A 24,071-nucleotide genomic window follows, 5' to 3' on the forward strand; every position below is an offset into this window, starting at 1 on the left:
CCCATAAAGGGAGAGTAAGTCTTATCTGATTGATGCCATGCTAGATCCGGACGCTTCGTAATGAGCCAGTTCTTCCCTCATCTTCAGAAACGCTGCGCTCAGCGGCAATAATAATTGCTCCAGAGACTGCGGAACAGCATGGTAGAACTCAATTGCGCTGACTCCGGTATATGACGCCCGGCTGTTTTCACACCAGGTGTCTTTCTTTGGCATAAAGAACTCTTCAATGCATTGATGATACACATTGTAAAGTGTTTTTTCCGCTCTGGTTTCCTGAAATGGCTCTTGCATAAGGAGACGGCGGCATGCTTCAGCGCCTCCTTCACAAAATACTGTCATTCTTCTCAGCGTGCTCAGCACATCGCAGCAGTATGTCTCTTCAACAGGCAATTCAGCCTGCATAGACGCCAGTGTGGTTTGATTTAAATAATCATTAACGGTATTGACAACCATTGATAAGAATTCGCCTGTTTTTTGAGTCTGCACTCGCACAATCGAATGTCCCATTTCGTTTGGTATCTTCCCCTCATGTCTTTGTCTCTCACATTTTGCTTCTTTCATGATAGCTACTTCTTCCTTATATCTTATGTTGATGAAAAAGCGCGATTCATTAAATCTCTATTTTATATCTTCAAAGGTTTGGTTAAAGTTCTCAAAGAATAAATCCGCTTCTTCTTGAAGAACGTCATCTTCCGCATTTTCAGGCAGCGGCGGAAGCTCGTCCAGTGTTTTTAAGCCGAATTGCTCAAGAAAAGTCGGCGTCGTGCCGTATAAAATGGCCCGTCCCGGACCGTCAGCTCGTCCGACTTCACACAGCAGCGCCTTGGCGACAAGGCTGTGTAAAATTCTTTCTGATTTCACGCCTCTGATATCTTCAATTTCCGCTCTCGTAATCGGCTGTTTATATGAAACAATCGCCAGCACCTCCAAAGATGCCTGGGAAAGGCCTTTCGACGGTACTTCGATCAGTTTTTTCAAGTACGGCGCAAAGTCCTTTTTGGTGGAAAGCATGTACGTATCTGCATATTCAATAAGTTCAATGCCTCTTGTATCATGACGGTAATCGTCTGCGACATCCGCCATAATGGTGTTCAGTTCAGGCTCTTCTATTTCAAGCACTGTTAACAGCTGTTTTTTGGTCAGTCCTTCATCGCCTGCCGCATATAGAAGGGCTTCCACTATAGCTTTCCAATTCACGATATCAAGCCCCATGAATGGATTCACTCCCCATAATGTAAATATCTGAAAAATTTTGCTCCTGCTCAATCAAAATCAGCTGATTTTTCATCAGTTCTAGAACAGCCAGGAAGGTGACAACCAAATGTTCTTTTTGCTCATATGAAAAAAGATCCATAAAATTGATTCTTTTTCCTTTTGATTTCAGGCTGTGCACGATTTCATTCATTCTGTCTTCGATTGGTATTTCCTGTCTTGTAATTGTTGTTTCCATCGGCCTTGTTATTTTTTTTCGCTTCAGCACTTTTTGAAAAGCGCCAATCATATCGTAGACTGTGACTGACAGCTTTTGCTCCGACTGTTTCACTTCTTTTGCATATTCGCTCAAGTCACTCGGCGGTTTCGTGAATGATTTTTGTCTTTCTTCTTCCCGTTCCTTTAATTCCTTCGCCGCGTCTTTATATTTTCTATACTCAATCAGCTTTTCAATCAGTTCCTCCCGCGGGTCTTCTTCCTCAAGCAATTCATCCTCAAACAGCTCTTCCTCTTGCTTCGGGAGCAGCATTCTGCTTTTAATACTGAGCAGTGTGGCAGCCATCACCAAATACTCGCTGGCGATATCAAGCTCAAGCACACGCATCGTATGTACATATAATAAATATTGTTCAGTAATCTTCGCCACAGGTATATCATATATGTCAATTTCAAGACGATTGATTAAATGAAGCAGCAGGTCCAATGGGCCTTCAAACGTATCAATTTTCACTTGATATTCTTCCATCATCTCACCATTTTCAAGTATCACTCTCATTGCCGGATAAACTGGCTACCCTTTAGTATAAGCCACCAAAAAGCTCTCGTCCAATACTATTTCATTTCCTGCATTTCGAGAGATTAGTGCTGAATATTCAAATAACAAGATATCCGCCTACACAAAAAAGGGCAGGTGTACATAGGATGCTCGCGTAGACCACAACAAAGGAGGCTGAATGTTCATGGGAGAAAAGTGCTTCAGCGGCGGTTTCGCTTTAATTGTTGTTTTGTTTATTCTGCTGATTATCGTAGGTGCCGCTTGGATTTGCTAGAACTAAAAAAGAGCGAATCCAATGCGCTGTTTTTTCCTTTTATCTGTCCTGTGTTACACTAAAGGCGGATTAAAAGGAGGAAGCATCTTGTACCCGAAAGCTTATATCGATTATCTCGTTGAATTTCACGCAACACGGGATTATTTTGAATGCCATGAAATACTAGAAGAATATTGGAAGGAAGATCCTCCGAGCAAACGAAAAATACTTTGGGTCGGCTTTATCCAGCTTGCTGTTGCTTTGTACCATCACAGAAGACAGAATACAGCCGGGGCCAAAAGATTGCTGGCAAACAGCATACGGATTCTTCAAGCGGAAAAACAAGCGGTGGAAGATTTGGGGCTTGATCATACCCGTTTACTGGAGCTTATGCAGTCGGTTTACGAACAAATTGAACTGGGATCTTCCTATAAAAGCATCATGCTGCCAATGAAAGATGAGAGGCTGAAGGAAGCATGCCGCATTGAATGCAAACGAAAAGCTTACACGTGGGGACAGCCCAGCACACTCACTGATAGATTTCTAATTCATAAACATCGTTTGCGGGATCGGACTGATGTCATCCGCGAACGCGAGAAAGAAATTGAACGAAGAAAAAAAAGCAGAGGCTGATAACAGCCTCTGCTTAATTATTGTATGAAATGTCTTGATCCTGCTGACCTTGACAGCGTTCGAAAAAGCTCTGCGTTAATTCATTCGGAACCAGTACCTGCGTTTTGAATAAATGCTTTAAAGCATCCATCATCTGTTTTCCGATTCCTTGATGGCGATGAGAAGGATTCACACTGATATGCCGGATTTCAACCTCGGAATCCTTTTTTTCAACTCCGATTGCTCCGACGATATCCTCGTCCTCTTTCCAAAGAAAGAGCTGGCGGTCTGTATCCGTTTCGTAGTCCTTAATTGTCTGCTGAAGCTGCTTAAGATCTTTTTCATTTGGCATAAATGAAAGAAGTCCCATCGCAATCTTTTCAAACGATTTTTTATAACGAATTAACATAAAAACCCCTCTATATCCTAATGTCCAGTTCTATCAAACGGATAAGTATAGGTGATCCGTTTTCTCACATTATATCATTTTCGCCATATTTTTAAACTGTTTTCAGCAAATTATTCAAATGAACGGTTTAAATTTGCCATTTCTATGGCAGAAACAGCACAATCTACGCCCTTATTGCCTGCTTTTGTTCCAGCCCGTTCAATGGCCTGCTCAATGTTTTCCGTAGTGACAATTCCAAAGATCACAGGTACGCCTGTTGTGTTCGCTGCTTGCGCGATGCCTTTTGCAGCTTCGTTGCAGACGTAATCGTAATGAGTCGTCGCGCCTCTGATGACAGTGCCGAGTGTAATAACGGCGTCATATTTTTTTGTTTCCGCCATTTTTTTAGCAGCGAAAGGAATTTCAAATGCGCCCGGAACCCAAGCCACATCAATATCGTTTGTATCCACACCGTGTCTGAGCAAAGCATCTTCTGCCCCGCTCAGCAGCTTGCTTGTAATAAAATCATTAAATCTTCCTACTACGATTCCGATTTTAAGACCTGTACCAACTAAATTTCCTTGTATGATATTCATATGATTCCCATCCTTTTTTGTGATTTTTGTGATTAGAAATGAAGTAAATGACCTAGTTTGTTCATCTTTGTTTGCAAATATTTTTTGTTGTGCTCTTTGGCCTCCATTTGAAGCGGCACTCTTTCTGTAATGCTGAGACCATAGCCCTCAAGACCGGCGATTTTGCGCGGATTATTCGTCAAAAGCTTCATATTCCGCACACCGAGGTCGCGTAACATTTGCGCACCGATGCCATAGTTGCGAAGATCAGGCAAGAATCCCAGCTCCTCGTTGGCTTCTACGGTGTCATAGCCTTGTTCCTGAAGCTTATAAGCTTTTAACTTATTGATCAGACCGATGCCCCGGCCTTCTTGGCGGAGATACAAAAGCACTCCCCGGCCTTCTGCGGCAATTTGCGCCAGCGCGGCGTGAAGCTGCGGTCCGCAGTCACAGCGATGAGACCCAAACACATCACCTGTGAGACACTCTGAATGAACCCGAACCAATACTGGTTCTTCATTAAACGGCACATCTCCCATCACAAATGCGACATGCTCTTTTCCATCGATCTCATTTGTGTATCCGTACACCTTAAATGTGCCAAAATCAGTAGGCAAGGTAATATCGACTTCCCGCTCTACAAGTGTTGTCAAGTTGTAGCGGTACTCAATTAAATCCTTAATGGTGATCAGTTTTAATTGATGCTTTTTCGCAATTTCAATGAGCTCCGGTACCCTTGCCATCGTTCCGTCTTCATTCATAATTTCACAAATGACGCCGGCTCCCTGAGAACCGCAGGCTTCAGCGAGATCAACTGCCGCTTCTGTATGGCCCGCTCTTTTCAGGACACCTCCCTTTTTCGCAATCAGCGGAAAAATGTGCCCTGGACGCTGAAAATCTGCCGGCACTGAATCGCTGTCCAGCAAAGCTTTGACAGTAAATGATCTTTCCTGTGCGCTGATTCCCGTTTTTGTCTTACGGTGGTCAATGCTTACTGTAAAAGCAGTGTGGTGGGAATCTGTATTGTGCTCAACCATAGGATGAAGATCGAGCCTGTCAGCGATTTCCTCACTGAGAGGCGTGCAAATCAGCCCTCTTCCGTGCGTCGCCATAAAGTTAATCACTTCAGGAGTCGTATGCTCCGCAAGAGCCACAAAGTCTCCTTCGTTTTCTCTGTCTTCATCATCCACAACAATGATGACTTCGCCTTTTTTTAAAGCGTCTAATGCCTCTTCTATCGGATGAAACATGCAAATCTTCCTCTCTAAAAGCCGTTTTCGCTTAAGAAGGCTTTTGTTATGGTGTGTTGGTTCTTATTTTCATTGGCTTTATGCAAAAATCGATACATATATTTTCCGATCATATCGCATTCGATATTCACTTTAGAGCCGATTGTTTTTTCTGAAAAAATCGTTTCGCTGATGGTGTGAGGGATTAAAGAAATCGTCACGGTATCATCTGTCAGCCCGAAGATGGTTAAACTCACGCCGTCCACGGTAATAGATCCCTTTAAAACCAACGTTTTTGTTAATGACGAATCCATTTTCAAATCATAGTAAACTGCGTTGCTTTTTTCTTCAATACGCGTGATTTCTGCGGTTCCGTCGACATGGCCTGAAACGAAATGGCCTCCAAAACGCCCGTTTGCCGCCATGGCTCTTTCCAGGTTCACTTTGCTGCCTTTTGATAAATCGTTCAGCGACGTTGCTTTGACTGTTTCAGGCATGACATCAACTGTAAAGTGACTTTTCGTGAAATCAGTAACAGTCAGACAAATGCCATTCACTGCAATGCTGTCGCCCAAATGAACATCCTCTAATATTTTTGAGCATTTAATTGTTAAGGCCATAGAGGGGCCTGCTTTTTTCATGGATTCGATTGTGCCTGTTTCTTCTATAATTCCTGTAAACATGGTCACCATCCTACTCGTTTTTCGGTTTTGCCGTCAGTCTGATATCACGGCCAATTTGGGTTATATCTGTGAATTGTAATAAGGGGACATCTTTCATTGATTGAAAACCTTCACCGGAGATTAAGCTGGGAGCAAGCGTTCCTCCGATTAATTTAGGGGCAAAATAGTAGATGATCTCTTGAAAACAGCCTGCTTTGACGAAGCTTCCGTGAACAGCTGATCCGCCTTCCACATACACCGACATAATGCCTTCTTCCGCAAGGATTTTCAGTACATCAGAAATTGGTATACGATCTGTTTCCAGAGTAAATATTTTCACGCCAAAAGCGGAAAACCGTTTTTTCTTTTCCTCATCAGCACGTGTTGTTGTGAAAATCCAAGTCGGCGCTGCCTGATCGCAAATCACATTCGCGTCATCGGGAATCGAAAGTTCGGTATCAAGTATCACTCTGACCGGCTGTTTTGACACATTCGGCAGCCTGCAGGTTAAGCTTGGATTGTCAGCTTTCACAGTGCCTGCTCCGACCAAAATGCTTTGATGTGATTTCCTGTATTGCTGAGCATCCTGTCTTGCAGCTTCTGATGTGATCCATTTGCTGTCACCTGTACTGGTCGCTGTTTTTCCGTCTAGGCTTGCGGCAGCTTTTATTGTGACGTAAGGGAGGCCTGTCCTCATGAAATGCAGAAATTTTTCATTCAGCTGTTCCGCCTGATCTGCCAGAATGCCTTCCTTTACTTCGATGCCGGCTTCTTCTATCATGCTGATTCCCCGTCCGGCCACAAGCGGGTTAGGATCTCTCATTGCGACAAATACTCTCTTTATCCCGGACTTGATAATCAGTTCGGCACAAGGCGGTGTTTTTCCGTAATGGCTGCATGGTTCAAGGGTGACATAAATATCAGCGCCTTTCGCATGTGCGCCTGCCATATGAATAGCATGGACTTCCGCGTGAGCTTCACCGTATTTTAAATGGGCGCCCATCCCGACAATCTGTCCGTCCTTCACCACAACAGCGCCTACGAGCGGATTCGATTCGGTCTGTCCTTCACCCTGCTTCGCAAGATCCAACGCCAGTTTCATATAATACTCTTCCATCTGTTTTCCCCTCCCTTCTTTATTCATTTACCGTCAAAAAAGCCCCGAATTTAAGAAAAATTCGGGGCTTTAGGTATTTTACGCAATAGGAAATAACACTATGCATGTTGATACATTTTGCATAGCGGTTCTTCATCCTTCTCCCATCCAGACTTTCACTGTCGGCTTCAGCTTAAACTGAATCCACCGCGTACATATGCACACGGGTCACGGGCTCTAAAGCGCATATCGCTTTACTACCGCCGGTCGGGATTTCCACCCTGCCCCGAAGGATACAATCTTTATTCATTTGTCCTTAATGGCTATTATAGCGATCCTTTCTTAAGTACGCAATGAAATAAACTTACAATTTGAGAAATCAAAAAACACCCATCGTTCCGAAAGGTGTTTTTTAGTTAATCATTTACTTTTGCAACCTTGATTAAACCGTCGATCCGCTTTGATTTGCTGAAGTACGCCTTGATCTTATCGCCTTCTTTTATATCAGACAAATCTTGATTTAATTTTTTTCCGTTGAAGATGATCTTCGTGCCGTTTTCTGCTTCTCCATGATATTCTGTGCCGTCAATTTCTGTCACTTGATATTCCTCGATTGTATACTCTTCTTCTTCGGAGGACAAGGTTTGTCCAATCGCTGTCGGAACGTCTTTCAGTTCAACATCATTTATGTACATATACCCCCCTGCAAGCAAAACCAGTAGCACTAACAGAATGGTAATCTTGGTTTTTATTCTTCCCATTTAAAAAAACCTCCAGCCAATATGAATCTATTCATTCATATGAGTTATTCCTTTTTTTCATGAATAAAAAACCGCAAATTCTCGTAAATTATTAATATAACGATGCATAACGGGAATATGTTTCGCATTTCTGCAAAATTTCTTTTCTATAGATATACGAATTTATGTTCTGGTTTTAGGGGATGCATGAGAAAAAGAATAAAAAAGCAGCTCCTTTTCAGGAAACTGCTTATACTTAGTTGGTTTTACGAATGTCGTTAAATGGGAAGAAAACAAACTTTGACGTACCCGCAATTTGTTTTTTCGTAAAGAGTCCAAGCCCGTTTCGGCTGTCCATTGAGTTTCGGCGGTTATCACCCATAACAAAATATTTGTTATCAGGCACTTTGATCGGGCCGAAATCATCAGTTAGATGGTCATATCCATCTTCTTTTGCTTGCTTTTTATTTGCCTTCAAATAAGGCTCAGCCACTTTTTTTCCATTGATATAAAGCTGGTCGTTTTTCATTTCGACTGTGTCTCCGGGCAAACCGATCAGCCGCTTGACATAGTGGACATCATCCCCGTTTAGCACGATGATATCCCCTCTCTTAAACTCGCCTATGTACTTAACTGTCATATTGACAAATACCCTTTCATGATCAAGAAGGGTAGGCTCCATGGACTCACCGTCAACGACATACGGCGCAAAAATAAAATTGCGGATGAGTAATGCCAGAACAACTGCGATAATAATCGCTTTGGCCCATTCAAATATTGATTTTTTCTTAGAAACGGTTTCCGATTTCAACTGAGTTCCTCCAATAAACAACGGTCTTCAATTTATGTTATCACGAATCGATAAGAAATCCCATTAGGACCATTGAAGCGAATTTTCACATCTATTTATTCTTCTGCCAGAATCAATTTGTTCCCATTTCCTAATGAAATCGGGAGAAGAATCAATCAGCCTCCAAAGAACAAATCCAGTATATTGCCGGCAGTTGAAGTTTCTTTATTATAAAACTCCGAATATCCGCATTTCTTACAGTAGACGACGAGAAAACGGTTATGCTGCACATCAAACAACTTTGACAATCCGGTTCCGGTTGTGGCAATTTCTTTTTGGCCAGCTTCAGTGCTTCCGCATTTTATACAGCCCTTGTTGTTCATCAAACGCAGCCCCTTTTCAAAAAAATGACATTGATATGATTTCATTTTACTACAAATGCCGTTTGGGATGAAACATGTCAACTTTAAAATTTGTTTAATTTTTCCCTGATGAGTGTATCTGACTGTAAGGAATGTTCCACCCATACAAACGCGGGCTAGCTTTACAACCTCATTTTGTTTTTTTACTGGTTCGTTTAAGCTATTTCATACGGTCTCTAATATGTATAAAGAGGACTATAGGATTCATACCAAATCTCTCTATGCCTCCTCGTTCTACCTTGAAAACGTCTGTTGTTAACTTCCACAGCCAGATCAGGCTGTGAGCGAAAAGAAAAAGCTCCCTCATATCGGGGAGCTTTCTGCCTGCCTATTAGCCTTCTACGCGAACTTCTTTCATCACATCACCGTTAGACATGTTTTTCGCCAATTCTAAGCCGCTTGTTACTTTGCCGAATACAGTGTGAACACCGTTTAAATGAGGCTGCGGCTCATGGACGATGAAAAATTGGCTGCCGCCAGTATCTTTTCCTGCGTGTGCCATAGAGAGTGCGCCTGCTTCATGTGTGTGCGGGTTTCCTTCTGTTTCACATTTGATTGTGTATCCTGGACCGCCTGTGCCAGTACCGTGGGGGCATCCGCCTTGGCTGACGAAGCCTGGAATGACTCGGTGGAATGTAAGTCCGTCGTAAAATCCTTCGTTTGCAAGCTTTTCAAAGTTTGCAACTGTACCCGGTGCTGCTTCCGGATAAAGTTCAAATTCAATTTTGTTGCCGTCTTCTAATAAAAAGTAACCTGTTTTCAATTGTATGCCCACTTTCTTTATTTTAATTTTCAAAGGAGAAATTTATGTATCATCATTATGGCTTGTCTCTCCTTGTCGCGGCTATTATACCACACCTTTTTGGGGAAAACGACTCTCCCGGCTTTTCTCCAAAATAAAAATGAAACCTGAACCTCTCTATCTCCGTCTAACCTATCGGAACTGTATTTTTCATCATGATTCAGGTCCTTGCAAAGCAGCTTTAACTGCTGCTTGTGAAATGAAGGAGGTCAACTGCTTTGAAAAAAATATGGATTGGAATGCTGGCAGCGGCCGTTTTGCTGCTGACGATTCCGAAAGTCAGTCTCGCGGATGCCGCAGTCGGAGATGTCATCGTGACACTTGGTGCAAATTTGTCAGAATCAGATAAGCAAAAAGTGCTTGATGAAATGAATGTCCCTGATAATGCCACAACCGTGACCGTTACCAATAAGGAAGAGCACGAATATTTAGGAAAATATATACCAAGCGCGCAAATTGGCTCAAGAGCGATTTCATCATCGTCTATTACCATTGCCAAAAAAGGCTCCGGATTAAATGTTGAGACACATAATATCAGCGGCATTACGGATGAAATGTACCTCAATGCCTTGATGACAGCCGGCGTTAAAGACGCGAAGGTTTATGTCACCGCTCCGTTTGAAGTGTCCGGTACTGCGGCTTTGACAGGATTGATTAAAGCATATGAAGTTTCTTCTGACGAAGCGATTTCTGAAGACGTTAAACAAGTCGCCAACCAAGAGCTTGTGACGACCTCAGAGCTTGGTGACAAAATCGGTGACGAAAATGCGGCTGCGCTGATTGCAAAAATAAAAGAAGAGTTTGCTAAAAACGGTGTGCCTGACAATAAAGCCGATATTGAGAAAAAAGTGGATGATGCGGCTTCCGATTTAAACGTCACACTGACAGACAGCCAAAAGGATCAGCTTGTATCCTTGTTCAATAAGATGAAAAATGTTGATATCGACTGGGGACAGGTCGGTGACCAGCTTGATAAAGCGAAAGATAAGATTAGTAAATTTTTAGACTCAGATGAAGGCAAGAACTTTATCCAGAAAGTCATTGATTTCTTCGTTTCCATCTGGAACGCGATTGTTTCTATATTCAAATAAAAAAAGCGCCGAATTCCCGGCGCTTTTTTCATTGCTTCACACTCGTTTTAAATGGCAGATCCAGTTTTACAATATCCTCGTACGTTTCTCTTTTTACGACTAAATGAGCCTCTCCGTTTTCTACAAATACAACGGCAGGTCTTGGAATTCTATTATAATTATTGGCCATGCTGTAGCCATAAGCGCCTGTACAGAAAACAGCAAGCAGATCTCCTTCTTTTACTTCCGGCAGGTCAATATCCCAAATGAGCATATCTCCGCTTTCACAGCACTTGCCGGCAATCGATACCGTTTTATCGTGCACTTCACCGATACGGTTAGCTGTAACAGCTTCATATTTTGCCTGATAGAGAGCCGGACGGATATTGTCGTTCATTCCTCCGTCAACAGCTACATACTGCCGGACACCCGGCACTTCTTTTTGAGAGCCGACTGTATAAAGTGTTGTGCCTGCGTCTCCTACAAGCGAGCGGCCCGGTTCGATCCAAATTTCCGGTATGTCAAATCCATAGCGGGCTGCATTTGTTTTTACAGCTTCGATAATTTTTTCTACATATTCAGTGGCATGAAGCGGTTCATCTTCTTCCGTATAACGAATGCCAAAACCGCCTCCAAGGTTCAGCACCTTTGAAACAAATGAGTAAGCTTCTCTCCATTCGTCAAGCTTTTTGAAGATTTTTTCTGCCGCTAGCACGAAACCGGCTGTATCAAAAATTTGCGAACCGATATGGCAATGAACACCCAGCAGCTGAATGTGTTCTGATTGTAAAACCTGTTCAATCGCCTGTTCAGTTTGTCCGTTATGAAGGTCAAAACCAAACTTTGAATCTTCCTGTCCCGTTGTAATGTAGTCATGTGTATGCGCCTCTACTCCGGGGGTAATCCGCAGGAGAACATCAATTGAGTGCCCAGTTTCTTTACACAGGTCTTCAAGAATCGAGATTTCATAGAAATTATCAACCACAATGCAGCCGATACGGTGTTCAAGCGCCATCCGCAGCTCTTCCCTGCTTTTGTTATTTCCATGGAAGTGAATGCGCTCCGCTGGAAATCCTGCTGCAACAGCTGTGTAAAGTTCTCCTCCAGACACGACATCTAAGGAAAGCCCTTCTTCCTCGGCAAGCTGAATCATCGCAACAGAAGAGAATGCCTTGCTCGCATACGCGACCTGCGCTGTCAGCTCTGCAGTTATAAATGCCTGCTTAAAGCTTTTAGCACGCTCACGTATTAAAGCCACATCATATACGTAAAGAGGCGTGCCGTATGTTTCAGCTAAACAAAGAGCGTCCACACCTCCGATTTCCAAATGCCCATGTTGATTTTGTCTGCTAGTGCCGTGTAAGAACAATGTCATTCCCTCTTTCTCCGCTTATGGGTGAAAAGGACAGATTTATGGACTGTCCTTTCATAATTAAGACATACATTATCATACTCTTCAGTCAGTTTCAATGCGATTATGAATTGGTAGGCTGTCTTAAGCGATTTCTTGGGTGAACAATGCTTGGTCTTACTTTCGCACCAGGTTTCGCCGTGCGAATCAACACCTGCCATAGCGCCTTTCCGTTAAACGGAATGAGCGGCCATAAGTATGGGGTTTGAAGGGATTTTATGCTGGCCATGGCAATAATAAGCACCGTAAATCCTATAACGAGCCCTTTTACATGAAACAGCGCTACTAATATCATAAGTGTAAGACGGGCCATTTTATTTGCCAGGCTTAATTCATAGCTTGGCGTCGTAAAGGTTCCAATAGCGGCAAGCGAGACATACAGTATGACCTCAGGAGAGAACAGCCCCACATCAATGGCAATTTGCCCGATTAGAACCGCGGCAATTAATCCCATTGCGGTAGATAAAGCGGTCGGTGTGTGAATAGCCGCCATTCTGAGAAACTCAATTCCTAAATCAGCTAAGAAAATCTGCAGAATGATCGGGATGTGCATATCTTTATTCAACCCGATAAATTTTAGATTCTCTGGCAGCAGTTCCGGTTGAAGAACAAAGAGAAACCAGATGGGGAGAAATAAAGTAGAAGCAAGAATGCCGAAAAATCGTACCCATCTTAAAAAGGTTCCCACAGAAGGAGCCTGTCTGTATTCTTCAGCATGCTGAACATGATGGAATAAGGTTGTCGGCGTGATGATCACACTTGGCGATGTATCAACCATAATCACGACATGGCCTTCAAGTACGTGATTGGCCGCCACATCGGGCCTTTCTGTATAACGGACGAGCGGAAACGGGTTGTAGCTTTGTTTGATAATAAACTCTTCGACTGTTTTGTCTGCCATTGTTAAACCGTCGACATCAATGGCAGCAATTTCTTTTTCCACGATGTCAACCAGATCCGGATCTGCAATGTCTTCGATATAACAAATGCTCAGATCCGTTTTTGAACGCTCGCCGACCTTTGTCATCTTGACGCGAAGGCGTTCGTCCCTAATCCGTCTTCTGAGAAGTGCGGTATTGACGACGATATTTTCAACAAATCCGTCTCTGGCGCCTCTGACCACCTTTTCCGTATCCGGTTCTTCCGGATTTCTTCCCGGATAGCTTCTGACATCAATGATAAAAGCAAATCCTGCACCTTCGACAATAACTGCGACTAACCCGGACAGCACCTGGTCGGTGGTTTCATCCAGCGTTTTTACTTTTTCGACCTGGGCGTTCAGCAGCCTGTTTTCAACGATATCGACCAGCTCTTCAGGATCCTCTTTTCCTGTCCGGTTGTTAATGGCAACTAGCTCTCTCATTAAGTGAATGATAAAGGCAGTGTCACATAATCCATTCAAATAGTACAGCTGAACTTCTCTGTCTAAAATGGTAAGCTTGCGAACTCCTACATCATAGCTGATTCCCATTCCGACGCGATTTTTAAAATAAGCTTCATTTTTGTCTGGATTCCGATAAACCCGGATTTTCTCTTCCTGTTTGTCCGGCATGATACCCGCTCCTTTCTAAAATAAACTCGACCGCTTTCATGGTGATTGGCGACCCTTTCGATATATCGTCTTTCCTGCCCATTTTGCCGATATCCCCGATACCAACGATAAGCGGCAGATCAAGTTTATCAAGGCAATAGACCGTATCCCCGTTCATTCTGTGTTCATCGAATTCCCTCTCTCCGATTTTATCCACGCCGTACTCTGTTATCTCTCCATTGCGGTCAATGCTTACGTCAACCCTGGTCCATTCAGCCTGATGGGTTTTCGACGCTACCGCAATCACACCGAGCACTTCAATTGCCGGATGAGTGGCCACATGGGTCAGAGCGGTTTCTCCCGGTCCCTCTCCTTGAAGGCCGGAGTCGTCAAACATGACAAATACAGGGTCATATGGTGCTGATGTAATCAGCCTGACAAGCTCGGCGCCGCTGCGGGTGGAGGGATTGCCTTTTGATTGAGAAATACATCTCCCTCCAACTCTTCTTGCGGCGTATTCAATTGTTTTAGCAGCATACACATCTCCGTCTGTTACCAGTATGACCTTGCGTTTTGTCGTCATCTCGGCATTATCCTTTCGGTTTAAAAATAACAGCGACGATAAAGGCGAATAGAATGGCGGCTGAGATACCGGCAGATGTCAGCTCGAATATCCCCATACCGATTCCGATAAATCCGTGTATATGCGCCTGATGCATGGCACCGTGCAGAAGGCTGTGGCCAAAGCTGACAATCGGAACCGTGGCGCCTCCTCCAGCAAACTCAATAAATTTATCGTAAATGCCAAAACCGTCTAAAATCGCCCCGATGACGACAAAGGATGTCATGACGTGGGCAGGCGTCAATTTAAATATGTCCAGCAGCAGCTGCCCGACAATACAAATGGCGCCTCCGCAAACAAAAGCCAAAAGATAGTCCACTTAAGATGCACCTCCTGCACGTTCAAATACAACCCCGTGTGCGATGGTCGGAATGGTTTGTTTTTGCTGGATCATGGTCGGGCTTAACAGCGCCCCGGTTGCTACTACGAAAACACGGTTTAATTTTCCTTCTTTCAGCTGCTTAAAAATATGTGAGTAGGTTACAACCGCGGAACAAGCGCAGCCGCTTCCTCCGGCAAACACCTGCTGATCCGGAGTGTAAATCAGAAGCCCGCAATCATCATGTTTTGTGCCGACCGGATATCCCTCTTCTTTCAAGATATCTTTGACAATAGGAGATCCGACGCCGGAAAGGTCTCCCGTCAGGATCAGATCGTAGTCGTCCGCTGTGCGGTTCATGTCTTGAAAGTGCTGTTTAATGGTATCAGCAGCAGCAGGAGCCATGGCTGAGCCCATATCAAACGGGTCGGTAATTCCTAAGTCAGCCACCTTCCCTATAGTTGCACTTGTAATTTGAATATCACTCGGTGTCTGACTGATAACAACCGCACCGCTCCCAGTTACAGTAGATGTCGCAGTATCCGGTTTTTGCCCGCCGTATTCCGTCGGATAGCGGAACTGTCTTTCGGCTGTGGCATTGTGACTGCTTGTAGCAGCAATCGCCCGATTTGCAAATCCGCCGTCGACTAGGGCAGATGCAACAGCAACTGTTTCCATTGATGTTGAGCATGCGCCAAACATGCAAAGAAACGGGATTTTCAGATGCCTTGCCACATAGTTGGCTGTGACATTTTGATTCAATAAATCGCCTGCAAGCAAAAGATCAATATCATCTTTTTTCAAATTGTTTTTTTGCAGCACGGTATTGATGGCATCCTCCATTAGCTGCCTTTCAGCCATTTCCCAGCTTTTTTGATTACAGTGCATGTCGTCATAGGTTTTATCATATAAAGACCCGAGCGGACCGTCTTTTTCCTTAGGCCCTACTGCTGTTCCCGCTGCATTGACAAATAAGGGATGCTCAAACACCCAGGTTTGCTTTCCTGTTAATTTCATTTCTTTCTCCTCCTATGACATCAGTTTCTCAAAAGCAAACCGAATCATTCCGACGATGTAAGCAGCCACAACACCGAATACGATGACGTTTCCCGCCAGTTTAAACATGTTTGTCGCTACTCCCAATACTAAACCTTCGCTTTTATACTCAAGAGCCGCGCTTGCCATACTGTTGGCAAAGCCGGTGACAGGTACAGCTGATCCTGCGCCTGCAAACTGACCGATTCTGTCGTAAATGCCGAATCCGGTGAGCAACGCTGACAATAGGATCAGCGTTGCCGCCGTAGGGTTTCCTGCTGTTTTTTCGTTAAAATCAAAAAAATGGATATAAAAATTCTGCAGACCTTGCCCAATCATGCAGATCAAACCGCCTACAAGAAAGGCTTTTACACAGTTCCATACGTAAGGCGGCTTTGGCTGATATGTTTTTACTTTTGATTTGTAGTTTTCTTTTATGTTTGTCATATTAAAACCTCCTTATGAATGATGAATAAAATACAGCCAATGAAATAAAGACCCCGCGATTTTTCCAATGACAATGGCCATTAATAGAATAATGATTTTACTTCTGAGGCCGATTCGTTTAGCCAAGATCGGCAGGACATTTAACACTTCTGTCAGCGCGGCTGCAAGCATCCCGACAAATACTCCGGCCAACAGCCCGACCGGCACGGCAATCCACTTTGATAAAAAGAGATGGTGCATATGCAGTGTTTCCCAGCCCCCGCAAACCGCACCGAGAATAACAGCCGCTTCATAAGCTTGAACAAATCTCATCGTTTTGGTGAGCTGCATCAGACGCGGAATGATTCCCATCACGGTTAAAAAAGCCACGAAACCTGCCCCGACTGTGATGCCTCCGCCGAGCCCGACAAAAATGATGAACAATACACTAACGATCATGCAGGTCCTTTATTGTTTCTTCATTTTCATGCATGGCCACATATTGATCGAGATCAAGCTGATAGTTAAACATTTCAACCTCCAGCGGGCTGGGCTCTTCATTAAGGCGCTTTTTAAAAATGTGGTTAAAAAACACGATCATCCCCAGTCCCAAACCGATGCTGTAAGGGATTTGAAGTAAATATGGATAGTCATTCCGCTCTCCGGTTATGATTTCATATAGCGCAATATGAACATCTCCCATGCTGACATCCTCATGGAAATTCATGATGGCGAGGCACGATCCGATAAACAGCAGCAGCCAGACACCAACAAAAAGAACGGTTGATATGTGCCGTTTCTGATACTGAATTTCAACAATGGTTTCAGCTCCGCCCACAGTTTGAACATCAAGTGTGGGATCCTGCTGATAAATGGCTTTGAGCACTTTTATGATATCCAGAATTACGATATTTTTATCTTTTTCGCTCACCTGATACAGCGGCATAGCCGACAGTTTCTTTTTCAGCTGATGCTGCCCTTCTATTTGCGCGGCATCCCCGACCGTTATGATATCCCCCGGATGTGCCAAAACGCGGTGGCGAAGCCTGATAAATAGTCGTCGTTCCATCATTGATCACCATCTTTCGGTGGTTATATATGTAGTATGTGGTTCGATTTTGTTCTCATTCATCCGCTTGAAAAGACCATAAATTACCACGCTTTTGCAAAAAAAAAGCCAGCCTGCAGTGACAGACTAGCTTTCCGTATGATCCATTTGAACCTTGATCTGTTTTAATATTTTCTTTTCAAGCCTGGATACCTGCACCTGAGATATCCCCAGCCGCTCAGCAACTTCTGACTGCGTCTGATCTTTATAATACCGAAGATAGACGATTAATTTTTCCCTTTCTTCTAAATCGCTTATGGCTTCTTTCAGCGCAATTTTATCAAACCATTTCTCTTCTGAGTTATCGGCGATTTGGTCAAGCAGGGTAATCGGATCTCCGTCATTTTCATAAACTGTCTCATGAATCGAAGACGGAGCTCTTACTGCCTCTTGGGCTAGCACGACATCTTCAGCTTCAATCTCCAAATGTTCGGCGATTTCCTGTACGGTCGGCACCCTGCCCAATGTTTTTGAAAGTTCATCTTTCGCTCGGCGGATTTTGTTGCCAAGCTCTTTTAATGATCTTGACACCTTGACAGTTCCGTCATCACGGATAAAACGCTGGATTTCGCCGATAATCATCGGCACTGCATATGTCGAGAAGCGCACATCATAGGTTAAATCAAATTTATCAACAGATTTTAACAGCCCGATGCAGCCAATCTGAAAGAGGTCATCAGGCTCATATCCTCTGTTTAAAAACCGCTGTACGACAGACCAAACAAGACGCATGTTTTTTTCTATGAGGAGGTCTCTTGCCTGCTGGTCGCCATCTTGGCTCTGTTTGATTAATTCTTTTACTTCATGGTCCTTCAGCTGAGCGTTCTTACCGTTTTTCTTAACCTCCACATCCATAACAAATCTCCTTAATTACAAAGCGCTTTGCTTTTTGATAAGTGCTTTGTTAAGCGAATCGTCGTCCCCATTTCGGGTGATGAATCGATACTGACATCATCCATGAAATTTTCCATAATGGTAAAGCCCATTCCAGAACGCTCCAGCTCAGGCTTTGTTGTGAATAAAGGCTGCCGGGCTTCTTCCAGGTCTGTAATGCCGAGCCCTTCATCACGGATGGTCATATATACGACATGATCTTCCAGCGTCACCGAAATATATACTTTTCCGTCGCCATTTTCTTCGTACCCATGGATGATGGCATTCGTCACCGCTTCTGACACCACGGTTTTGATCTCGGTGAGTTCATCCATGGTCGGGTCAAGCTGTGCAATAAATGAAGCAACTGTCACACGCGCAAACGATTCATTTTGGCTGAGAGCGGAAAATTCAAGGTGCATTTCATTTTTCATGATGCCACCCCCAGCGTGAGCAGTGCCTGCTGCTCAGATTGTTCAAAACGAATAATTTTAAACAGGCCAGACATATCAAACAGCCGTTTCACTGCCGGAGAGATGGCGCAAACGACCATTTCCCCGCCAATTTGCTTAATTTGTTTGTATCTGCCTAAAATAACGCCAAGACCCGAGCTGTCCATAAAGGAAAGGTCCTCCAGATTCAGCACGATATGACGAATATCATCCTTTTCCAATGATTCCGTTACTTTTTGTTTCAGCGTTTCAGCCGTATGGTGATCGAGTTCGCCTGTTAATCGAATACAAAGCACTGATTCTTTGACATGCATGTCAATTCCAAGGCTCATGCTCATTCCTCCTTGATATGATCGGATAATGAGTGTTTCGATTTCGCAGGAATGAATTCCTTCACCGTGACAAAACTAGTGATCATTCGGCATAATTACTTAAATTTTGTCCAATCTCCCATTGCCCTCTTTAAAAACGTTAAATATCCGGCTTTTTCCATATCTTCTTTAGCGACGACAGGACTTTCAGCAAGCACTTTTCCGTCCTTTTTCAACACCAGCGTGCCAAGCTCTTGGCCCTTTTGAACCGGAGCGCTTACATTGTTGTTCATTTTAATTTCTTTTTTCACATGTTTCATATCCTCGCCTTTTTTCGTCAATACAGAAATCGGCTCAGAAGTGGTGAGTTCTATCACTTTTTGTTTGCCTTTTTTGACCTTTGCTTTTGCTACCGTTTCATTTCGTTTGTACAAAGGATGTGTCTCATATTGGCTGAAAGCATAATCAAGCATCTTTGTGACTTGCGCATTTCTTTCCTTAGGTGTGCTTGCCCCGAACACAACAGCAATCGCCCGCATGTTCCCTTTTTTAGCCGAAGCGGTCAGGCAGTATTTCGCTTCTCCTGTATAGCCTGTTTTGACGCCGTCTACACCGGGATAAAATTTGATAAGCCTATTTGTATTCACTAACCAAAACTTTTTATCTGTGTTTTCACGTAAATAATCCTCATACGTACCTGTAAACTTGGTGATTGATTCATATTTCAATAATTCCTTAGCCATAATTGCCATGTCATAAGCCGAGCTGTAATGCCCTTCCTCAGTCAAGCCGGTCGGGTTTTTAAAGGATGTATCTTTTAATCCCAGCTCTTTCGCTTTTTTGTTCATTTTTTTCACAAATTCATCCTCGGAGCCAGAAATAAATTCAGCCATCGCTACGGACGCGTCATTTCCTGATGCAATCGCAATGCCCTTCAGCATTTCTGTAACTGTCATTTCCTCCCCGGGCTCAAGGAAAATCTGTGATCCGCCCATTGAAGCAGCATGTTCGCTCGTACGGACCTTATCACTCATCTTGATTTTTCCTTCATCTAAGGCTTCCATGATTAAAAGCATCGTCATGATTTTTGTCATGCTTGCAGGCGCCAGTCTCTCACGGCTGTTCTTGTTGTAAAGCACTTTTCCAGTATCACGTTCAATCAGCACCGCAGACTTGGCCTCATGAGCAAGCTCCGATGTATGTTTTCCGTCTTGTTTTGCAAATGCGGACGGTGCAAATGTAAGCAGCATCATACCAATCAACAAAGTGGATAAAAGACGTTTCATCTCAAAAGCCCTCCATTTCATAATCCTTTTTATTTTTTCCAAGCTGAATGGTTTTATACACCACTGTTGGAAAATGTTTCGGGACTTTTTCGACATAAAAAAGACAGCTGTTTCGATTAGAAACAGCTGTCTTCTTATTTTTTCTGAATTCCATATTTATTCGTACTTAGCAACTACCGCTTTCACAAGCTGCAAGAATCCGGCTTTCACCTTTTCTGTCACTTCCATGACCTCATCGTGAGATAAAGGCTGATCCAAAATTCCGGCTGCTGCGTTCGAAATGCAGGAAATGCCGAGTACGCGGAGGCCCGCATGGTTTGCCACAATCACTTCCGGTACGGTAGACATGCCGACTGCATCAGAACCCATTGTTCTTAAAAAGCGCACTTCCGCCGGTGTTTCATAGGAAGGACCTGTCACAGCGGTATACACACCTTTTTGAATTGGAATGTTAAGGTCTTTCGCCATTTTTTCAGCCAGGCTGGAAAGATCTTTATCATAGGCTGAAGACATATCAGGAAATCTGGCGCCGAAATCTGCTTCGTTTGGCCCGATTAATGGGTTTGTCCCCATAAAGTTAATGTGATCTGTAATGATCATTAAGTCTCCCGCACGGAATTCAGTGTTTACGCCCCCTGCCGCATTTGTCACGATCAAAGCCTCGACTCCGAGCGCTTTCATGACGCGAACAGGAAAAGTGACGTTTTCCATTGAATAGCCTTCATAGAAATGAAAGCGGCCCTGCATGGCGATGACGGTAACTCCCTCAAGTGTGCCAAGCACAAGCTGTCCGGCGTGTCCCTCAACCGTTGATACTGGGAATTCCGGGATATCCTCATATTTCAGCTTAACAGGATTTTCGATTTCATCAGCCAAAATACCAAGACCTGAGCCTAAAATAAGGCCGATCTTTGGTGATTCAGGCAAGTTTTGTTGAATAAAAGCGGCTGCGCGTTCGATTCTGTCTTTCAAGAAACAGTCCCCCTATTGTAATAAAGATAAAAAGCTTTTACCGTATTTCGGTTTTTTTGTTTGGAAATTATCCGCGATGGTTGCGCCGATATCGGCAAATGTATCTGCGAGCGGCAGCATTTGCGCTTTCTCATGTTTTTTGCTGTATGCAAGAATCGGCACATACTCACGTGTATGGTCTGTTCCGTGATGAATCGGATCATTGCCGTGATCGGCTGTAATGATTAACAGATCATCTTCTTTCATTTGTTCGAATACTTCCGGAAGACGAGCATCAAATTCTTCAAGCGCGCGTCCGTAACCTTCCGGATCACGGCGATGGCCGTATAAGGCGTCAAAATCAACAAGGTTTGCAAAGCTCAGACCCGTAAAGTCTTCTCCGAGCGTGTCAACCACCTTGTCCATTCCGTCCATATTGGATACCGTTCTGCGGGAAGACGTAATTCCTTCTCCATCATAAATATCAGAAATTTTTCCGATTGAAATGACATCTAAGCCGCTGTCTTTCAATTCATTCATCACAGTGCGGTCAAACGGCTTAAGCGCATAGTCGTGGCGGTTTGGCGTCCGTTTGAAATGTCCCGGCTCGCCGACGAACGGCCGTGCGATAATACGGCCTACCATATATTTCGGATCAAGCGTCAGCTCTCTCGCCGTTTCACAAATGCGGTACAGTTCTTCAAGCGGAACAACTTCTTCGTGAGCGGCAATTTGCAGAACAGAGTCAGCTGAAGTGTACACAATTAAAGCACCTGTCTCCATATGCTCTTTGCCGAGTTCATCCAAAATAGCTGTGCCAGAAGCCGGCTTGTTTCCGATAATTTTGCGGCCCGATCTTTTCTCAAGCTCCTGAAGCAGTTCATCAGGAAAGCCTTCAGGGAACACTTTAAACGGTTTATCAATGTATAAGCCCATAATCTCCCAATGACCTGTCATTGTATCTTTGCCGTTTGACGCTTCTTGCATTTTTCCAAAGTACGCGAGCGGCTGTTCTGTTTTTTCAACGCCCTTGATATCACCAATAAGGCCAAGGCCGAGTTTTGCCATATTCGGCATATGTAATCCGTTCATGTGCTCGGCAATATGCCCGAGCGTATTGGCGCCTACGTCATTAAAGTCGGCGGCATCAGGCGCTTCGCCAATTCCGACTGAATCCATTACGATTAAAAACACGCGATTATATTTGTATGCAGGCATCATAAAAGCCTCCTTTTTTTCTATACGTCTATTGTATCGCCTAGAGGTCTGACAACTCAAGTATAAACCGTTTTCATTCCCGTTGACAATGCATTTGAAAATAATGAGAAACTTCATTATTTTCTGTCTGGCCTAAAGAAAAAAGCCGCAGCCTGCTGCGGCTAGGCACGCGGATGGTACTGCTTGTACACATCCTTCAGCCTTGTTTTCGTCACATGCGTATAGATTTGCGTCGTAGATATATCCGCATGGCCGAGCATTTCCTGCACAGCTCTTAAATCAGCCCCGTTTTCAAGCAGATGCGTTGCAAAGGAATGCCTGAGTGTATGCGGGGTAAGCTCTTTTTTGATTCCGGCTTCGAGCGCAATTTTCTTCAGATTTTTCCAAAACCCCTGGCGGGAGATCTGCTTGCCGTGATGATTTAAAAAGAGTGCGTCAGACACTTTGTTCTTCAGCAGTTTCCCCCTGGCTTTCATCATATATTCTTCAATAGCAGAAGCAGCGGTTTCACCGATCGGCACAATCCGCTCTTTCCTCCCTTTTCCGAAACAGCGCACAAACCCCATTGACAAATGGACATCTGTCGTTTTCAATTCAATCATTTCACTGACTCGGATACCTGTGGCATAGAGCAGCTCCAGCATCGCTTTATCCCGATAGCCAAAAGGACTCGTAAGCTTAGGCGTGTCCAACAGCCGCTCAACCTCGTTCAGCGCCAGCACCTTCGGAAGCGTCCGTTCTGTTTTTTGTGTTTCGATATGTACGGAAGGGTCTTTGTCCGTCACCTTTTCCCTAAGCAGAAATTGATGAAAAGAGCGAATCGATGCCAAATGCCGCGCTGATGTCTTTCCGGATTTCCCCGAGTCCTTCAAGTGCTTCAAATATTGGATAATTTGTATACGGGTCACATCGTTCCAATTGTTGATATGAAGGGTTTCTGTTAAATAAAGAGAATAGCTTTTCAAGTCACGCTCATAGGAGACCACCGTATTTTGAGAAAGCCCTCTCTCTACCATGACGTAGTGGATGAAATCCTTTATTTGATCTTTCACTCTAGATCTACTCCCCATTTTGGTAAAAAAAGATTAACCGGTCAAACCATCCGCCTTTTTCTTCCGCATCCATTTCAACAACTTTTACGGCGGAGCCTTCAGGTTTATCGTACCGATGATAGTTTTCATACTCTTGATTTACCCATATCATAGCATAATAGAAGAGAGCGGTAAAACCTGTGAACAGAATAAAAACCTTCAATGTATCAACAGCCGTTTTCAGGAATCTTCCCATGTCCCAATCGATCCTTTCTCTATGGTTCCAGTTATTTAAACCATATGCCAAATCAGAAAGGATTTATACGTCGAAACAGCAAAAAACCCTTTCCCCAAGAGAAAAGGTTCGAGCCCGGCATCGTCTATTCAGTTTCTTTTCCGTTACAGCGGTGGCAAATGCCGTGAAACGTCAATCTATGATCTTTGATCTTAAATTTCCAATCACGTTCAATGACTTCTTCTACGTCTTCAAGCAAATCTTCTTCAATTTCATCAACGGCTCCGCACTCCATGCACACCAAGTGGTGATGAAAGTGAGCTGCCCCCTCCTTACGAAGATCGTAACGGGACACGCCGTCTCCAAAGTTAATTTTATCAACGACTTTTAATTCAGTTAGTAATTCAAGCGTACGGTATACTGTTGCGAGACCGATCTCAGGAGATTTCTCTTTTACGAGGAGGTATACATCTTCTGCGCTTAAATGGTCTTCTTCGTTTTCAAGCAGCACTCTTACTGTCGCTTCACGCTGAGGCGTAAGTTTGTAGCTGGACGAGTGCAGCTGTTTCTTAATTCGATCAATACGGTTTTCCATGTCTTTCCCTCCTACGCCGCATTCCATGACTCATTATAACA

32 protein-coding genes and 1 riboswitch are annotated in these 24,071 nt (G+C 43.9%); of the genes, 3 read left to right on the top strand and 29 right to left on the bottom strand.

What is annotated here, in order from left to right:
- Positions 1–21 precede the first annotated feature (21 nt).
- From AU387_RS19500 to AU387_RS19510, 3 genes are read right to left on the bottom strand one after another with little or no spacing between them, the layout of a single operon-like run.
- On the bottom strand, positions 22–561 hold the full coding sequence (locus tag AU387_RS19500) for a YpuI family protein (protein ID WP_059336642.1): 540 nt from the start codon (positions 559–561) through the stop codon (positions 22–24).
- A gap of 57 nt (positions 562–618) precedes the next feature.
- Positions 619–1,212, bottom strand: a complete 594-nt coding sequence (gene scpB, locus AU387_RS19505; protein WP_044154877.1) for an SMC-Scp complex subunit ScpB — start codon at positions 1,210–1,212, stop codon at positions 619–621.
- Positions 1,202–1,957, bottom strand: a complete 756-nt coding sequence (locus AU387_RS19510; protein WP_024121908.1) for a segregation/condensation protein A — start codon at positions 1,955–1,957, stop codon at positions 1,202–1,204. The genes scpB and AU387_RS19510 overlap by 11 nt, the downstream gene beginning before the upstream one ends.
- A gap of 214 nt (positions 1,958–2,171) precedes the next feature.
- On the opposite strand from AU387_RS19510, the gene AU387_RS19515 reads away from it, so the two are divergent.
- Together AU387_RS19515 and AU387_RS19520 are read left to right on the top strand one after the other, a co-directional pair.
- Positions 2,172–2,261: a YjcZ family sporulation protein gene (locus AU387_RS19515; protein ID WP_024121909.1), complete on the top strand. Its 90-nt coding sequence runs from the start codon at positions 2,172–2,174 to the stop codon at positions 2,259–2,261.
- 87 nt (positions 2,262–2,348) lie between these two features.
- The gene (locus AU387_RS19520) at positions 2,349–2,873 is read left to right on the top strand and encodes a DUF309 domain-containing protein (RefSeq protein ID WP_059293672.1); all 525 of its coding nucleotides are present in this window, start codon (positions 2,349–2,351) and stop codon (positions 2,871–2,873) included.
- Positions 2,874–2,886: 13 nt separating this feature from the next.
- Here AU387_RS19520 and ribT read toward each other — a convergent pair whose 3' ends face one another.
- The 9 genes from ribT to AU387_RS19565 form a co-directional block, all read right to left on the bottom strand.
- Positions 2,887–3,261 (bottom strand): GNAT family N-acetyltransferase RibT, encoded by a 375-nt coding sequence (gene ribT, locus AU387_RS19525; protein WP_003223910.1) that lies wholly within the window; start codon positions 3,259–3,261, stop codon positions 2,887–2,889.
- Between the two features lie 110 nt (positions 3,262–3,371).
- Positions 3,372–3,836: a 6,7-dimethyl-8-ribityllumazine synthase gene (ribH, locus tag AU387_RS19530; RefSeq protein ID WP_024121911.1), complete on the bottom strand. Its 465-nt coding sequence runs from the start codon at positions 3,834–3,836 to the stop codon at positions 3,372–3,374.
- Between the two features lie 32 nt (positions 3,837–3,868).
- Entirely contained in the window at positions 3,869–5,065 is a 1,197-nt protein-coding gene (locus tag AU387_RS19535) for a bifunctional 3,4-dihydroxy-2-butanone-4-phosphate synthase/GTP cyclohydrolase II (protein ID WP_059336643.1), read from the bottom strand.
- 14 nt (positions 5,066–5,079) lie between these two features.
- Complete coding sequence (gene ribE, locus AU387_RS19540; protein ID WP_044154843.1) at positions 5,080–5,727, bottom strand: riboflavin synthase subunit alpha; 648 nt, start codon at positions 5,725–5,727, stop codon at positions 5,080–5,082.
- Between the two features lie 10 nt (positions 5,728–5,737).
- Positions 5,738–6,823: a bifunctional diaminohydroxyphosphoribosylaminopyrimidine deaminase/5-amino-6-(5-phosphoribosylamino)uracil reductase RibD gene (gene ribD, locus AU387_RS19545; protein ID WP_059336644.1), complete on the bottom strand. Its 1,086-nt coding sequence runs from the start codon at positions 6,821–6,823 to the stop codon at positions 5,738–5,740.
- Between the two features lie 131 nt (positions 6,824–6,954).
- Positions 6,955–7,100: riboswitch (FMN riboswitch) on the bottom strand.
- A 118-nt stretch (positions 7,101–7,218) separates the two neighbouring features.
- Complete coding sequence (locus AU387_RS19550; RefSeq protein WP_059336645.1) at positions 7,219–7,563, bottom strand: hypothetical protein; 345 nt, start codon at positions 7,561–7,563, stop codon at positions 7,219–7,221.
- A 235-nt stretch (positions 7,564–7,798) separates the two neighbouring features.
- On the bottom strand, positions 7,799–8,353 hold the full coding sequence (gene sipS / locus AU387_RS19555; protein WP_059336646.1) for a signal peptidase I sipS: 555 nt from the start codon (positions 8,351–8,353) through the stop codon (positions 7,799–7,801).
- 155 nt (positions 8,354–8,508) lie between these two features.
- The gene (locus AU387_RS19560) at positions 8,509–8,715 is read right to left on the bottom strand and encodes a zinc ribbon domain-containing protein (RefSeq protein WP_010334793.1); all 207 of its coding nucleotides are present in this window, start codon (positions 8,713–8,715) and stop codon (positions 8,509–8,511) included.
- Between the two features lie 370 nt (positions 8,716–9,085).
- On the bottom strand, positions 9,086–9,517 hold the full coding sequence (locus AU387_RS19565) for a peptidylprolyl isomerase (RefSeq protein WP_044156728.1): 432 nt from the start codon (positions 9,515–9,517) through the stop codon (positions 9,086–9,088).
- A 257-nt stretch (positions 9,518–9,774) separates the two neighbouring features.
- Between AU387_RS19565 and AU387_RS19570 the strand changes: the two genes are divergently transcribed.
- Complete coding sequence (locus tag AU387_RS19570) at positions 9,775–10,647, top strand: DUF1002 domain-containing protein (protein WP_059336647.1); 873 nt, start codon at positions 9,775–9,777, stop codon at positions 10,645–10,647.
- 28 nt (positions 10,648–10,675) lie between these two features.
- Here the strand turns inward: AU387_RS19570 and lysA are convergent, their stop codons facing one another.
- The 17 genes from lysA to fur all read right to left on the bottom strand — a co-directional run bounded on the left by lysA (position 10,676) and on the right by fur (position 24,030).
- Complete coding sequence (lysA, locus tag AU387_RS19575) at positions 10,676–11,995, bottom strand: diaminopimelate decarboxylase (RefSeq protein WP_059336689.1); 1,320 nt, start codon at positions 11,993–11,995, stop codon at positions 10,676–10,678.
- A 106-nt stretch (positions 11,996–12,101) separates the two neighbouring features.
- Positions 12,102–13,589, bottom strand: a complete 1,488-nt coding sequence (gene spoVAF, locus AU387_RS19580) for a spore germination protein SpoVAF (protein WP_059293666.1) — start codon at positions 13,587–13,589, stop codon at positions 12,102–12,104.
- The gene (gene spoVAEA, locus AU387_RS19585) at positions 13,534–14,151 is read right to left on the bottom strand and encodes a stage V sporulation protein SpoVABEA (RefSeq protein WP_059293665.1); all 618 of its coding nucleotides are present in this window, start codon (positions 14,149–14,151) and stop codon (positions 13,534–13,536) included. The genes spoVAF and spoVAEA overlap by 56 nt, the downstream gene beginning before the upstream one ends.
- 7 nt (positions 14,152–14,158) lie before the next feature.
- Positions 14,159–14,509, bottom strand: coding sequence for a stage V sporulation protein AE (gene spoVAE / locus AU387_RS19590; RefSeq protein WP_003230467.1), 351 nt, complete (start codon positions 14,507–14,509; stop codon positions 14,159–14,161).
- Positions 14,510–15,526, bottom strand: a complete 1,017-nt coding sequence (spoVAD, locus tag AU387_RS19595; RefSeq protein ID WP_024121921.1) for a stage V sporulation protein AD — start codon at positions 15,524–15,526, stop codon at positions 14,510–14,512. It lies immediately after the preceding gene.
- Between the two features lie 12 nt (positions 15,527–15,538).
- The gene (gene spoVAC / locus AU387_RS19600; protein WP_024121922.1) at positions 15,539–15,991 is read right to left on the bottom strand and encodes a stage V sporulation protein AC; all 453 of its coding nucleotides are present in this window, start codon (positions 15,989–15,991) and stop codon (positions 15,539–15,541) included.
- Between the two features lie 12 nt (positions 15,992–16,003).
- Positions 16,004–16,429, bottom strand: a complete 426-nt coding sequence (gene spoVAB, locus AU387_RS19605) for a stage V sporulation protein SpoVAB (RefSeq protein ID WP_024121923.1) — start codon at positions 16,427–16,429, stop codon at positions 16,004–16,006.
- Complete coding sequence (locus tag AU387_RS19610) at positions 16,419–17,039, bottom strand: stage V sporulation protein AA (protein WP_059336691.1); 621 nt, start codon at positions 17,037–17,039, stop codon at positions 16,419–16,421. Before AU387_RS19610 ends, spoVAB begins: the two co-directional genes overlap by 11 nt.
- A 126-nt stretch (positions 17,040–17,165) precedes the next feature.
- Positions 17,166–17,933 carry an RNA polymerase sporulation sigma factor SigF gene (sigF, locus tag AU387_RS19615; protein WP_024121925.1) on the bottom strand — a complete coding sequence of 256 codons (768 nt, stop codon included), beginning with the start codon at positions 17,931–17,933 and terminating at the stop codon, positions 17,166–17,168.
- A gap of 11 nt (positions 17,934–17,944) precedes the next feature.
- Positions 17,945–18,385, bottom strand: a complete 441-nt coding sequence (gene spoIIAB, locus AU387_RS19620) for an anti-sigma F factor (protein ID WP_010334803.1) — start codon at positions 18,383–18,385, stop codon at positions 17,945–17,947.
- A complete protein-coding gene (spoIIAA, locus tag AU387_RS19625) occupies positions 18,382–18,735 on the bottom strand; it encodes an anti-sigma F factor antagonist (protein ID WP_010334804.1) in 354 nt (117 codons plus the stop codon). Before spoIIAA ends, spoIIAB begins: the two co-directional genes overlap by 4 nt.
- 95 nt (positions 18,736–18,830) lie before the next feature.
- The gene (locus AU387_RS19630) at positions 18,831–20,000 is read right to left on the bottom strand and encodes a D-alanyl-D-alanine carboxypeptidase family protein (RefSeq protein WP_059336648.1); all 1,170 of its coding nucleotides are present in this window, start codon (positions 19,998–20,000) and stop codon (positions 18,831–18,833) included.
- Between the two features lie 156 nt (positions 20,001–20,156).
- Positions 20,157–20,972, bottom strand: coding sequence for a purine nucleoside phosphorylase I, inosine and guanosine-specific (locus AU387_RS19635; RefSeq protein ID WP_059336649.1), 816 nt, complete (start codon positions 20,970–20,972; stop codon positions 20,157–20,159).
- 12 nt (positions 20,973–20,984) lie between these two features.
- Positions 20,985–22,169, bottom strand: a complete 1,185-nt coding sequence (deoB, locus tag AU387_RS19640; protein ID WP_024121929.1) for a phosphopentomutase — start codon at positions 22,167–22,169, stop codon at positions 20,985–20,987.
- A gap of 161 nt (positions 22,170–22,330) precedes the next feature.
- A complete protein-coding gene (gene xerD, locus AU387_RS19645; protein ID WP_059293663.1) occupies positions 22,331–23,221 on the bottom strand; it encodes a site-specific tyrosine recombinase XerD in 891 nt (296 codons plus the stop codon).
- A gap of 7 nt (positions 23,222–23,228) precedes the next feature.
- A complete protein-coding gene (locus AU387_RS19650) occupies positions 23,229–23,456 on the bottom strand; it encodes a YqzK family protein (protein ID WP_010334808.1) in 228 nt (75 codons plus the stop codon).
- A gap of 124 nt (positions 23,457–23,580) precedes the next feature.
- Positions 23,581–24,030, bottom strand: coding sequence for a ferric iron uptake transcriptional regulator (gene fur / locus AU387_RS19655; RefSeq protein ID WP_024121932.1), 450 nt, complete (start codon positions 24,028–24,030; stop codon positions 23,581–23,583).
- Positions 24,031–24,071: the final 41 nt, after the last annotated feature.

Origin of the sequence: Bacillus halotolerans, from assembly GCF_001517105.1 — a bacterium.
GTDB lineage: Bacteria > Bacillota > Bacilli > Bacillales > Bacillaceae > Bacillus > Bacillus halotolerans.